The organism is Armatimonas sp. (assembly GCF_043760365.1).
Classification (GTDB): domain Bacteria; phylum Armatimonadota; class Armatimonadia; order Armatimonadales; family Armatimonadaceae; genus Armatimonas.
Genome location: NZ_JAYUPA010000586.1, coordinates 1 through 12,690 on the forward strand (window position 1 = coordinate 1; position 12,690 = coordinate 12,690).

Annotated in this window: 12 protein-coding genes and 1 pseudogene; 10 read left to right on the top strand and 3 right to left on the bottom strand. The window is 60.4% G+C overall.

Going from position 1 to position 12,690, the window contains the following annotated elements; translation table 11 throughout:
- From ACH2EH_RS13355 to ACH2EH_RS13370, 4 genes and pseudogenes are all read left to right on the top strand, one after another.
- Nucleotides 1-396, top strand: a pseudogene (locus ACH2EH_RS13355) (hypothetical protein); the annotation flags it as partial.
- Complete coding sequence (locus ACH2EH_RS13360; RefSeq protein ID WP_395142442.1) at nt 393-1,676, top strand: 3-deoxy-D-manno-octulosonic acid transferase; 1,284 nt, start codon at nt 393-395, stop codon at nt 1,674-1,676. The pseudogene ACH2EH_RS13355 and the gene ACH2EH_RS13360, both read left to right, overlap by 4 nt.
- Nucleotides 1,666-2,808 carry a tetraacyldisaccharide 4'-kinase gene (lpxK, locus tag ACH2EH_RS13365; protein WP_395142443.1) on the top strand — a complete coding sequence of 381 codons (1,143 nt, stop codon included), beginning with the start codon at nt 1,666-1,668 and terminating at the stop codon, nt 2,806-2,808. The genes ACH2EH_RS13360 and lpxK overlap by 11 nt, the downstream gene beginning before the upstream one ends.
- Entirely contained in the window at nt 2,741-4,888 is a 2,148-nt protein-coding gene (locus tag ACH2EH_RS13370) for a putative bifunctional diguanylate cyclase/phosphodiesterase (RefSeq protein ID WP_395142445.1), read from the top strand. Before lpxK ends, ACH2EH_RS13370 begins: the two co-directional genes overlap by 68 nt.
- Before the next feature lie 8 nt (nt 4,889-4,896).
- Here the strand turns inward: ACH2EH_RS13370 and ACH2EH_RS13375 are convergent, their stop codons facing one another.
- Complete coding sequence (locus ACH2EH_RS13375; protein ID WP_395142447.1) at nt 4,897-5,676, bottom strand: sugar phosphate isomerase/epimerase family protein; 780 nt, start codon at nt 5,674-5,676, stop codon at nt 4,897-4,899.
- A gap of 87 nt (nt 5,677-5,763) precedes the next feature.
- Between ACH2EH_RS13375 and ACH2EH_RS13380 the strand changes: the two genes are divergently transcribed.
- Nucleotides 5,764-6,669, top strand: a complete 906-nt coding sequence (locus tag ACH2EH_RS13380; RefSeq protein WP_395142448.1) for an ROK family protein — start codon at nt 5,764-5,766, stop codon at nt 6,667-6,669.
- Complete coding sequence (locus ACH2EH_RS13385) at nt 6,669-7,976, top strand: PP2C family protein-serine/threonine phosphatase (RefSeq protein WP_395142450.1); 1,308 nt, start codon at nt 6,669-6,671, stop codon at nt 7,974-7,976. The genes ACH2EH_RS13380 and ACH2EH_RS13385 overlap by 1 nt, the downstream gene beginning before the upstream one ends.
- Here ACH2EH_RS13385 and ACH2EH_RS13390 read toward each other — a convergent pair.
- Nucleotides 7,918-8,733, bottom strand: coding sequence for an SDR family NAD(P)-dependent oxidoreductase (locus tag ACH2EH_RS13390; protein ID WP_395142452.1), 816 nt, complete (start codon nt 8,731-8,733; stop codon nt 7,918-7,920). The genes ACH2EH_RS13385 and ACH2EH_RS13390 overlap by 59 nt on opposite strands.
- Before the next feature lie 40 nt (nt 8,734-8,773).
- Between ACH2EH_RS13390 and ACH2EH_RS13395 the strand changes: the two genes are divergently transcribed.
- Together ACH2EH_RS13395 and ACH2EH_RS13400 are read left to right on the top strand one after the other, a co-directional pair.
- Nucleotides 8,774-9,358, top strand: a complete 585-nt coding sequence (locus ACH2EH_RS13395; protein ID WP_395142454.1) for a chromate transporter — start codon at nt 8,774-8,776, stop codon at nt 9,356-9,358.
- Nucleotides 9,355-9,861: a chromate transporter gene (locus ACH2EH_RS13400; protein WP_395142456.1), complete on the top strand. Its 507-nt coding sequence runs from the start codon at nt 9,355-9,357 to the stop codon at nt 9,859-9,861. Before ACH2EH_RS13395 ends, ACH2EH_RS13400 begins: the two co-directional genes overlap by 4 nt.
- Here the strand turns inward: ACH2EH_RS13400 and ACH2EH_RS13405 are convergent.
- Nucleotides 9,858-10,838, bottom strand: a complete 981-nt coding sequence (locus tag ACH2EH_RS13405) for a sugar phosphate isomerase/epimerase family protein (protein ID WP_395142458.1) — start codon at nt 10,836-10,838, stop codon at nt 9,858-9,860. The genes ACH2EH_RS13400 and ACH2EH_RS13405 overlap by 4 nt on opposite strands.
- Nucleotides 10,839-10,930: 92 nt before the next feature.
- On the opposite strand from ACH2EH_RS13405, the gene ACH2EH_RS13410 reads away from it, so the two are divergent.
- Together ACH2EH_RS13410 and ACH2EH_RS13415 are read left to right on the top strand one after the other, a co-directional pair.
- A complete protein-coding gene (locus ACH2EH_RS13410; RefSeq protein ID WP_395142460.1) occupies nt 10,931-11,203 on the top strand; it encodes a hypothetical protein in 273 nt (90 codons plus the stop codon).
- Nucleotides 11,204-11,290: 87 nt separating this feature from the next.
- A partial coding sequence (locus tag ACH2EH_RS13415) for a hypothetical protein (protein WP_395142462.1) occupies nt 11,291-12,690 on the top strand: 1,400 nt, incomplete at its 3' end.

The following is a 12,690-nucleotide window of genomic DNA, read 5'->3' on the forward strand; positions in this document are numbered from 1 at the left end:
GAAGAAATTCAGGCAGCTCTTACTGAGGCGAGAGTAGATCTACCCAGTGTTGGTGTTGTCCCTGTACGAATGATGGAAGCCTGGCTTCTCTTTGATCCAGGAGTTTTACGCCAAGCCGCAGGAAACCGAAATAGTCGTGCCTCATTAAATTTACCAACGCTTGCACAACTAGAAAACATTGCCGATCCCAAAACAGTGCTTTGCGAGGCGCTTCGGACTGCCAGCGAGCAACGAGGACGACGGCTTGATGAATTCAATAAACAGATTCCTGCTGCAATGCGGCGCATTACGCAACTTACCGATGACTTCAGCCCTCTTTTGCGCCTGAGTGCTTTTCAGCGCCTTCAGGAGGATGTTCGCGCGATTCTCAGCGCTCAAGGCTGGTGTGACGAGTGATCTACAACCTCCTTCTTTTTCTACTCTCGCCCTTACTCGTAGCCTACTATCTTTTTCGGCTGGCGACGGGCAAGGAAGACCCCGTGCACTGGCGCGAGCGCTTCGGCTACTTTTCACCGCTATCTCCGTTCTCCCCACTATCCGCCAGGGGGCAAAAATGTTTCTGGGTACATGCGGTCTCAGTTGGGGAAGTGATAGCGGCCAAGCCTATCTTGCGAGAGCTGCGCAAGCGCCACCCGGAGGCGTTTTTGCTGCTCACCACGACGACGCGTGGGGGGCGGGAGGTGGCACAAGGCGTTGCGGAGGCATCGGCGGTGGCGTACTTTCCGCTGGACTTTCCGTGGACCGTGTCACGCGCCCTGCGAGCGATTCGGCCCGATGCGGTCTTGCTGATGGAGTGGGAGATCTGGCCGAACTTTCTGGCGGCGGCAAAGACGCAAGGCGCAAGAGTGATGGTGCTCAATGGGCGCATCTCGGACAAAGGCCTGCGGCGCGGGCTTAAAGCGCGGGGTTTACTGAAAAGTGGGCTGGCGCGGGTGGATCTCTTTGCGATGCAGTCGGGCGAGGACGTGTGCCGGGCGGGTTTGGTCGGTGCGCCTAGTGAGAAAGTGCAAGTGTTTGGCAATACCAAGTTCGATGAGTCCGCGACAATGCTGAGCGCCGAAGAGCGCATTAAGCTGCGCGAGGAGCTAGGGATTCCTCAAGGTGCTCCTGTCTGGATCTGCGGCTCGACCCGCGGTGGCAAAGAGGGCATCCCCGACGAAGAGCTACTGGTGGCAGAGGCCGCGATGCGTGTGCGGGAGCGTTTTGCGGAGCTTGTCTTGATTGTTGCGCCTCGGCACCTGGAGCGTGTGGAGACAGTGAGAGCACACTTGCCAGGGGCCGCACAGCGGAGCAAGGGGGAGTGTGGCCCCACACTTATTCTGGATACATTTGGTGAGCTGGGCCGTGTCTATGCCATTGCCGATATCGCGTTTATCGGGGGCTCGCTTGCGCCATGGGGAGGGCAGAGTGTGTTTCAGCCACTCGCCCAGGGTGTCCCCGCACTCTTTGGTCCGAATATGAACAACCAGCGTGATATCGCGGCTCTGGCAATCGCAGAAGGTGTGGGGGAGCAAGTCAGGGATGTTGCGGGGCTGGCCAGCGCCGTGAGCCGCTGGCTGGCGCTCACGGGAGAAGAGAAGGCAGAGAATGCAGCAAAAGCGCGGGGGCTGATCGAGCGCAACCAGGGAGTGTCGGCACGGTGTATTGACGCTGTGGAGAGCCTCCTTGGACGCTAAGGCGCTACTAGAGGAGAAAAGCCTGCGGGGGGCGCTTCTGCGGCTGGCGATGACGCCGCTCTCCGTGCTGCACTTTGTGGGGCTGGAGCTGTATTTACTGCCGTATCGCCTGGGGATTCGCAAGCGCAACAAACTCCCGGTGCCCGTGATCGCGATTGGTAATCTCAGCTCGGGGGGGACGGGCAAGACACCGATGGCGGCGCTCGTGGGGCGACTTCTGCGCGAACAGGGGCTCCGCGTGGTGCTGCTCTCGCGGGGGCATGGGGGGAGCCACGAAAAAGAAGACGGTGCCAAGATTGTGAGTCGGGGAGATGGGCAGCTCTTGCTCAGTGCAGACGTTGCCGGAGATGAGCCGACTTTGCTTGCGCAGCTTCTGCCCGATGTGCCCGTGATTGTCGGGCGGGATCGACGGGTTTCAGGCAGGCTTGCGTGCGCGGAGTTCGCCCCCGATGTGATCTTGCTCGATGACGCTCTTCAGTTCTGGCAGCTCCACCGCGACTTAGACATTGTTCTGCTGGATGCGCGCCGCCCGTTTGATAATGGCTGGATGCTCCCGCGTGGGCTACTGCGCGAGCCGCCGTTCCATTTGGCACGCGCCGGGATAGTCGTCCTCACCCGTGCCGACCGGGTCAGCTCGGAGCAGCTAGAGCGTGCAAAAAGAGCGGTTCAGCGCTTCGCCCCCCGCGCTGCTCTCTTTACGGCGACCCACGAGCCGACGGGTTGGGTGGGGCTCGACGGTGCGCAAAAAACTCTGGAAGCCCTTACTGCTGAGAGTGCGATTGCTTTTTCCGGCATCGCGGATGGGCAGGCTTTTCGTTCCACACTGGAGGCTTTGAAGCTCTCTCTGAAAAAATTCTGCGAGTTTGGGGACCATCATACCTACAATAAAGAGGAGACACTCGCTCTGATTGCACAAGCACCGCAAGGACTCTTTGTTACGACGGAAAAAGACCTGATGCGGCTGCGGGCACTCTGGCCAGCGGAAGGGCCAGCACTCTGGGCACTACGCATCCAGATGAGGGTAGCGCACGACGAGAGTTTCAGTAGGAACTTATTAACTTTTTATGGCCGTACGCAAGAAAACACAACGCAGGGCGAACCGCCTGCCCTCCCCTTCCCCAGTAGCGACTGAGGTTGTGCGGCTCTCGCCGCTTGTGGTCGCTCCGCTAGTAGGAGTGGGATTTTTCGTGATCTTTTTGCTCCTACGCGTGCCTTTGTTTAGTAAGAGCCTGGTGCTGTCCGGAGTGCTCGCTCTGTCGCTGGGAAGTGCCCTTGCTCTTGTTCTGGCACATATCCAGAGAGCGCTACGTGAGATCGCGACGGCGCGACAGCAGCAGGAGCAGGCCAAAGAGCACCAACAAAATCGCGAGGGCTATCTTAAAGCTCTGGTGGAGCTGGAGCGCTTGCTCCTGGCAGATCACCGGGGACAGGCACTAGGAGAAGTGCTTCCTCTGCTCGGTGAGGCCACTCGGGCGGATCGAATCTATCTTTGCCAGTGCTATTCTGACCAGAGCGAGTACTATGCGAACCTCCTTGCGGAGTGGTGTGCCTCTGGAATCGCTGGGCAGATCAATAATCCTGCCCGCATAGATGTACCTCTCTCCAAGAATTTTCCGCGCTGGATTCAGGAACTAGGGGACTCGAAGTTCATTGTGGGCCAAGTCAGCACTTTCCCGGAGGAAGAGAAGCGCCTGCTGGAGACACAGGGCATCTTCTCTCTCTTTGTTCTCCCTCTGGTGATCGAAGGAGAGCTCTGGGGCTATCTTGCTCTGGAGAGCCGCCGTGCACCGCGACAGTGGTCCGCTGAGGAGCAGGGCTACCTTGCCATCGCAGCCGAGGCGATCACGGGCGCACAGACACGGCGCAACAGTGAGCAAAACACGCTCCAACAAGCACTCCATGACCCTCTAACAGGCCTCTCAAACCGCCGTCGCTTACGAGAGCAACTGGAGCTGTTTATTGAGCGGGCACAGAAAAATCACACGTCGGTGGTGGCGGTCTATATGGATCTGGATCGCTTTAAGCAGATCAACGATACGCTAGGCCATGCGTTTGGTGATCGGTTTTTACAGTACGTAGTGCGGCGACGGCTCCTGCCCACGATCGGGCAGAAAGATCTCCTGGCACGTGTTGGCGGGGATGAGTTTGTCTTGATCATGAGTGAGGAGAACCACTTCGATATTATCAACAATGCGGCGAAGATGGCGGAATCCCTTCTTAAAGCCCTCACGGAGCCGATCTTGATGGAGGGACAGGAGCTGGTGATCTCCGCCAGTATTGGGATCAGCCGCTTTCCCACCGATGCCCAGGATGCGGACGCACTGATCAAGAATGCCGATGTGGCGATGTACCGCGCCAAAGAGGAGGGAAGAGGTGACTTTCGCTTCTTCACGCCCCAGATGAACCGCACGACCAAGGAGCGCTTCGAGCTGGAAGCAGATCTCCGCCATGATCTCACACGTGCACAGCCCTGCGATAACTTTTTGCTCTATTTCCAGCCACAGGTGGATGTGGGCAGCGGACGGATGATCGGTGTCGAGAGCCTGGTGCGTTGGCGGCATGCCAAGCGCGGCCTCGTCTCTCCTGCGAAGTTTGTCCCGATCGCGGAGGAGACTGGCCTGATACAGCCGCTGGGAGACTTTGTCCTCAACGCCGCCTGCGCACAAGCTGCTGCCTGGGTGGCATCGGGAAGTCCGCTCCGAGTGGCGGTGAACCTCTCGGCACAGCAGCTCCGTAATCGTGAGCTCCCCGCACAGGTAGCCGAGGTGCTGGCACGCACGAAGCTCTCTGCGAACTTCTTAGAGCTGGAGCTGACGGAGACCGCGCTCCTAGACGATATCCCGGGGGCGCTGGTGGTCATGAACGCCCTTAAACAAATGGGAGTGACTCTCTCACTAGATGACTTTGGCGCGGGGTACTCGTCGCTCTCGCATCTGCGGCACTGCCCCTTCGATGTTGTGAAGATAGACCGCTCCTTTGTCAAGTCTATTGTGGGAAGCGTACGCGATCAGATGCTCGTCAAACATCTGGTACAGCTTGCCCACGATCTCGGGATGAGCGTTGTCGCTGAGGGAGTGGAGACCACCGCTCAGTGCGACATTCTTCACCGCCTCGGCTGTCGCCACTTCCAGGGCTATCTTTTCAGCCCCCCTGTGGAGCCCGCTGAGCTGGAGCGCCGCTTCCTCAAACCCAGCGCGTCCCTGGCGGCGTAAATCGCCGTTTAGAGGCGGACGCTGAGGTACTCGAACGACGAGCGCAGGCAGTCGAACGGGTCGCGGCGGCAGGTGTCCTGCTCGATGGCGTACCAGTCCACGCCGCTTTCTTCACACGCGGGCAAAATCGTGTTCCAGGGAAGATTTCCCTCGCCGATAGCTGCGATCACGGGGCCGTCTTTGGCGACGACCTCTTTGTCTTTAAGATGAATGACCGGGACGCGGCCCTTGCAGCGGCGCATCATCGCCGCCGGGTCAACGCCCGCGTGCCAGATCCAGTAGAGATCGGCCTCTAGGTAGTAGTCTGGGCCGCCTTCCTCGATCAGAATATCCCAGAGTGTCTGGGACTTCTCGGGCGTGACGCGTACAAACTCGTGGCTGTGGTTGTGGTGTCCGAAGCGAATCCCCGCCGCCTTGAGCTTCTCAATCACTGGCCGAGAGTCGGCCAGAAAGCGCCGGTAGCCGTCGGCGTGGTCGGCACCGTAGGGCTGAGGAATCCCCCCGATGGCCACATAATCGCAGCCGAGCGTGTGGTGCAGCGCAATCTCGTCGTCGGTGTTTTGCGAGAGCCTATCCCAGGATCTATGGGTGGCGATGCACTTGAGGCCATTATCATCGAGCATCGTGCGCAGAGCGGCGGCATCGAACTCCGTCTCAAAGGCCTTGACGGCGGAGACCTGCACGGCGCGGTAGCCGATCTGGGAGACACGTTTGAGTGATGCGGCGACATCTGCCGTGGTGGTCAGATGGTCGCGGAGTGTGTAAAGCTGAACAGCGAGCTTGGTCATGCCGCTATTTTACCAGCCTCCCCCCGGCTTCGCCGACCCGGGTACCCTCTGGGTGCGGCTCCGCGAAGGGGGTACAATACGAGCGGCGTGATTCTTGGAATTGATTTAGGGGGAACAAAATCGGCAGCACTGTTGCTGCACGAGGACGGAACGGTGGCGAAGCGTGTCGCCGCGCCCACCCCTGCCGATGCCGACGCCAAGGGGCTTTTTGCGTTTTTGGTGGCGCTCGCCCAAGAAATCCGTGGCACAGAGACGCTGGAAGGAGTCGGAGTTTCTGTGGGAGGGGCCACTGATGCTGCCAAGGGCCTGGTCTTTGCTGCACCCAATCTTCCTGGCTGGGGCAGTGCGGGCTTTCCGCTCGCCGCGCGTCTCTCCGAAGCACTCGCACTTCCCGTGAAACTCGAAAACGACGCCGATGCCACGGCGCTCGCGGAGTGGCGCTTCGGGGCAGGCCAAGGCACGCAGAACATGGCGTTTCTCACCGTGGGCACGGGCATCGGCTCGGGCTTGGTTCTAAATGGTACGCTTCACCGAGGGCGGCGCGGTGCGGGCGGGGAGATCGGGCATATCGCCGTGGTCTCTGGAAATGAGGGCCGACTCTGCGCCTGCGGTCTGCGTGGCTGCCTGGAAGCTTATGCCAGTGGGCCGTCGGTGACTCGGATCGCACTCGAGTACGGCTGGCGCGGCGCGGCGAGCGGAAAAGCGGTGGTGGAAGCGGCGCGGGCGGGCGATGTTGCCTGTCTTGCTGCGCTGGAGCAGGCCGCCGATCACTTAGGCGCGGCGCTTGCCACGCTCGCCATGCTGCTCGATTTAGAGCGCATCGTACTCGGGACACTGGCCGTTCACGCCGCCGACTTGCTGCTCCCTAGAATTAAAGAGAGCCTGCAAACGCATGCATGGCCACGTCTCACGGAGGGGCTGGAGGTGGTTCCGGCGGCGCTGGGAGATCGTGCCCAAGACCTCGCGACACTCTGTGCCTGGGGAGGCCACTAGTGCTTCTGGAGACCGAGGAGTTCCCCCGGCTTCTGCTGCGAGGGCGGTGGGCGCTTGCGCTCACCGAGGCGGCAATTTCTCTCTTTCTGGCGCTCTGGTACCACGAGCGCCCCGCTGCCGCCTGGATCGCGATGGTACTGTTACTCGCCTACAACGGGGTCGTTCTGGTGCAGCTCTACCGCCTTCCCATCCAGCGCATCCCACTCCGGCTACTAGTGGTGCTGGATCTGCTCTTTCTAGGCAACGCGGCTTACTACACAGGGGCGGCCACGAGCCCCTACTTGGGTCTGTGCTACTTGATTGTTTTTGCGGCGGCACTCTTTGGAAACCTCAAGGGGGGGCTCCTGATTGGCGCACTTGCGGGGGCAATGACCGTTGGGCTGGGGGTGCTGGACCCGGAGAAAAGCCACTATCGCTGGGAAGTGGTACGCGACACAGCCCCCTACTTTGTGATCGTCGGAGGCTTTACGGGCTATCTCGTCACCCAGATGAAGACCTGGTTCACCCGCTACCAGGGAAGTTTTGCGCGCGAGCTGGATCAACGTCGCATGGAGCAGACACGCCAGAGGGAGCTGGAGCTTGCCCGGGAGATTCAGCGCTCCTCACTTCCTCTGGTTGCCCCCGATGTGGCGGGTCTGGTGCTCGTTCTTCGCACAGAACCATCGCTTGAAGTCGGAGGGGATCTGCATGTGTTTATCCAGGATCCTATTGGGGGACGTCTCGGCTTGGCGATTGGTGATGTGTCGGGCAAGGGGATGGCAGCGGCGCTGATTGCCACGAGTATTGGGTACTTGCTGCCCTACTTAGACCCCCTTCGTAGCCCTCAGCAGGCGCTGGTGCGGCTGAACAAAGACCTCTGTGAGCGCCTCCCAGATGCGTCGTTTGCGACCCTTCTCTACGCGGAGCTTGCGCCACAGGAGGGGACACTGCGGCTGTGGAATGCGGGGCACCCACCTGCGCTGCTCTGGCGCGCGCGCGATGGGCATATTGACTCCGCCGCCTGTGGCCAGGCCCCGCCGCTGGGGCTCTTTACAATCTGGCATGCTCCGGAGCAGGAGCTGACCCTAGCACCGGGCGATATTGTTGTGTTCCACTCCGATGGCATCACGGAGGCGCAGGGCATGAGTGAGACGCGGCTCCATCAGCTCATCCGCGAAAATGCGCCTCAGGGCCCCGAGGTCCTCGCGGATAGGATTATCGAAGCACTGCGCACAGAGAATACAGAGCCGGTGGACGACCTGACACTGCTTATCTGCCAGCGCTGCCAGGAGACGACGTCGCCCCTCCCGGATTCCCCGGCCAGCTGACCCCCGCCGCCCGAAACGCGCCGGTCTCGGGGCAGAGGACGCTCATTCCCCCGTCTACGGGGATTGTTGCACCGGTCAGAAAGCTGGCGGCATCAGAGGCGAGAAAGAGCGCCACCGCAGCGATCTCCTCTGGGTGTCCGACGCGGTCTAGGGGATAGTGGGTAAAGAAAATCCGCTGCTCGGCTTGCGAAAAACGCTCTCGCCACGCCGCCTCGCCACTGGTCATGATGTGCCCTGGCGCGATGCAGTTCACCCGAATTCCATAGCGTCCGATGTCCGTGGCGAGCGCCCTGGTCAGCCCGGCGAGCGCCGCTTTCGAGGTTGAGTAGGCCACACGCTCAGGAATTGCCTGGTTTCCTACCAGCGAGCCAAGATTGATGATGCTACCCTTAGTGGCTTTCAAGTGCTCCAGCCCGGCCTGGGCAAAGAGATAGGGTGCCCGCACGTTCACGGCCTGAATCTGGTCGAAAAGCACCACTGATGTGTCTTCCAGAGTCGTGCCGCGCTGGTCGGCGGCATTATTGACAATGCAGTCCAGCCGCCCGAACTTCGTCACTGCCGCTTCGACCACTTGCGCGGGAAATACAATCTCGGTCACATCGCCCGCAAGGCACAGGTGCCCATCGCCCAAAAGCGCTGCCGTCTCGTCAATCTTGCGTAGGTCCGTCGCGCAGACCCTCCAGCCCGCCTGTGCAAACCCGAGCGCGAGCGCCCGCCCAATTCCCTGACCCGCTCCCGTCACAATCACTGTTTTCATATGGCAAATGAGTACACCAGAGCTATACTAAAATCCTGCCATGTCAGATTCTATAGATAAACCACTTTCTCTGGGACGACTTTTCGGGATCTGGTTCTTGCTGGGGCTCCAGTCGTTTGGCGGCGGCGGGGCGATGCTGACCCTGATCCGGCGCACGGTGATCGAGCGCTACGCTTGGCTCACGGAGGAGGAGTTCATGCGGGACTGGGCGCTCTGCCAGGTCTGCCCGGGGATCAATCTGACGGCGTTTACTATTTTGATTGGGCGACGGATCGCGGGAGGCGCGGGAGCCGTGGTTTGTTTGGTGGGCCTTCTGCTCCCTAGTGTCGCCTGCACAATTCTGCTTACTGTCTGGTACGCCGCCCTGCGCGACTCGCCTCTGATGAAGGCAGCGCTCAAGGCCATCGTGCCCGCCTCGGTGGGGCTAGGGCTCCTGAGTGCTTATGAGGTGGCGCGTCCTGCCGTGCGAGAAAGTGCGCAGGAGGGGAAACTCTGGCTTCTGCTGGCTCTCTTTCTGTTGTTGGGGAGTGGCGGCGTGTTGCTCTGGTTCAAGTTGCCCGTGGTGTACGTCCTTGCCGCCGCCGGGGGGCTCTCCGCATTTTGCCATTCGAGGCGTGCCGTATGAACCTTCTTCTCCTCTTTTTGCTCACCCTCAAGGCCTCGCTGTTTTCGACGGGGGGCCTTGGCAATGTCCCTAGCCTCCACGATGATCTCATTGCCCGAGGCGCGGTGACGGAGCGTCAGCTCGCCGAAGCGCTTGCCGTGGGGCAGGTGTCTCCTGGCCCCAATGGACTCTGGGTCGTGAGTCTTGGCTACCTACTCGGGGGGCTTCCTGGTGCACTCTGGACGCTGGCTGCCATTAGCCTGCCGCCGCTGCTGATTTTAGTGGTGGAGCGGCTCTATCGAAAAGTGCAGCAACATCCCGCTGTCGAAGGGTTTGTCCGTGGCCTCGCGCTGGCTGTCAGTGGCGTGTTCGTCGTCGTGCTCTACCGGGTTTTGCAGGGAAACGGGCTGAACCTCCCGAGCGTGCTCATTGTCGCGGCGAGCTTCGCGCTGGGAGCCAGTAAGCGCGTCCCTATCGTGGTGATCCTTGCCCTCGCCGCGCTCTTGGGAATCGCTCTGCGTTAAAGCCCGCCGAAGTACGCCACGCTCTCGTCCACGAGCCGCCACTCCTCAGCACGAACGGCCTCGGAGTTTTCGCCGCGCTCCCACGCCGACGAGTACGGCTCGCTTTCGGGGCGGCCGTTTGTCCAGAGTATTTGGAGCGCGGGGATTAACGTACGAACATCACGCTCCGGGTACTCCGCCCACCACGATGCTTCGAGGAGCGGAATCGTGCGTGTGGCCTGCGCCGCGATCTCGATGCCGGGGAGCAAGTCTGTAAATCCATTGTTTTTTACAATTTCCAAAATTCTGGGAAAGTCCACCACGCCCGTTCCGGCGGCGCAGCGCACGAGCCGGTAGCCCTCGGGCGCGTAGTGAATCGTGTAGTCTTTGCAGTGGACATGCCGGATGAGCGGCGCGAGGGTCTGTGCCGTTTGGACCGGGTCTTCTCCGACGGCCAGCGGGTTGCCCGCATCCAGGCAGACCCCAAACGCCGGATGCTCGCCCGTTTTTTCATGGAGCCAGAGAAAGTCCGCGAGGTCAGCATCCTGGTGGTTCTCAAACGCCAGAGAGAGGCCCAGGTCGGCGGCAAGGGGCAGGAGCTCTACGATACGCTTTGCCAGGGCAGCGCGGCGGGTGAGCCAGCCGCCCGGCCCAAGTATGCGCCGGTCGCCGCAGAGAATCCCTGAGAGCGTGAAGCGTACCACTTTTGCTCCGGCAAAGGCCGCTTTTCTCAGATACGCATCGGCGTTTTCCATCTCCAGCACACTCATTGCCTCAACAACAAGCCGCAAGCCACGCTCCACAAGCGCATCGCGCAGGGCCTCGGCGGAGAGGTCGGCAGGCAGAGGGATGTCCACGCCCGCGAGATTCCGGGCTTTGGCGGCGTCCAGCAAGCCGAGGGGCGAGAGCGGGCCAGGATTCGGAGTGCCGTCTTTGGTGGGCAGGTAGCCCAGCACATGCGGCAGGGCGTAGGCGGTGAGAGCGAACGGGATTGGCATAGAAAATTGTACCCGCCTGGGAACTACGGGAGCGATAGTTTGAGTATTAGAGTAGAATACGTTATCTTTGGAATTCTCAGGAGAAAGAAAACATGAATCGTTTACTGATCGCTCTGGTTGCCGTCTCTGTCGCTGGTGCTGCATTTGCTCAGGATAAGAAGCCTAAACCTGCCACCCCAAAGGCACAGACTAAGTGTGCTGTGACCGACGAGGATCTTGGCTCTATGGGCAAGCCTATTGAGATTGCTTACAAGGGCAAGAATGCCAAGTACAAGGGCAAGTCCGTCAAGGTTTGCTGCGGTGGCTGTGTTGGTAAAGTTACGAAGGCGCAGGACAAGTATTTCACCAAAGTTTTTGGCAAGTAGTCTTCGCCTGTGAAGCCCGTGCCGGGGAAGCCCGGCACGGGCTTTTTTGTTGGAGATGTTGCTTTCAAGCGGCGGGTACAATACGGTGTGAATACTTCTAAACTTCCCGTTTGTGCAGTGACACTTTTCTCCTCCGGGGTGGCCTACACCCAGCGTGAGGGAACCATTGATGCGGGTGAGGCCACGGTGCCTCTGACGTTCCGTACCAATCAGATCAACGATATTCTCAAGTCGCTCGTGCTCCTCGACGAAGAGGGCGGGGCGTTGCCTGCGATCTACCCGTCGCAAGACCCCGTTGAGCGTACCCTCCAGAGCTTCGCCGTGGATGTCTCGGCGTTCTCCACACGCGGCGAGCTGTTGCGCCAGCTCCGGGGCGTGGTGCTGAAGATCGAGACTCTCAGCAAAGAAGCCTTTGAGGGACAGATCGTGGCCGTGGAGTCCGAGAAGCAGGTGCGCGGCGAGCGCTCCGTGGTGGATGTGGAGACTCTGACACTGATTACGGCTGAGGGGCTAGTCTCGGTCTCGCTGGATAAAGTGCGGACGATCAAGCTACTCGACGAGCGCCGCGATGCGGAGCTCCGTGAGGCACTGACGGTGCTTGCCGGGGGCGCGGACGATGCCCGTAGAACCGTGCAGTTGCGCTTTGCGGGCAAGAAAAAACGTAAAGTCCAGGTGGGCTATATCACCGAAGCGCCGCTCTGGAAGATCAGCTACCGGCTGGTGCTGAGCGATACCGAGGGACAGAAACCGTATATTCAGGGCTGGGCACTGGTCGAGAACACCACCGATGAGGACTGGGAAGGTGTCCAGCTCACGCTTGTCTCAGGCCGTCCGATCAGCTTTATCCAAGACCTCTACCGACCGCTCTATCTGCCACGCCCCACCGTCGGCCCGGATATCATCCCCGCCGCCGCCCCGCAGTTACATGCTGCTGCCATGGAAATGGAGTATGAGAGGGTAGCTGTGAACGTTTTAACTTCTGGAATACGCGCTCCCGTTCGTGCAGAGGCCATGCGCCAGTCTGTGATATCGCAGGCGGAGGGGCGTAGTGCGGGCGAGCTGTTTCAGTACAATATTACGTCGCCCGTGGCACTGCCCCGGCAGCAGGCAGCGATGATTCCGGTGGTCTCGGGCGATATCGGCGGAGAGAAAATCTCGCTCTACAACGCCGACACGAACCCGAAGTACCCGATGAACGCAATTAAGTTAGTCAACGACACGGGGCTGCACCTAAAAGCGGGGCCGATCACGGTCTTTGACGGTGGCACCTACGCAGGCGATGCCCGCCTTGGGGAAGTGCCGCCCAGCGACACGCGGCTGATTACCTACGCCGTGGACTTGAGTATCGAAGGGGTTCGCACCGACGAGCTACGCAATGGCACTGAGCTCAGCCTGACCATCAAGCGCGGCGTGCTCACCATCACGTCCAAGAACCGCCGCGAGACGCTCTATAAGTTCACGTCCAAGGCCGCCACGTCGCGCACCGT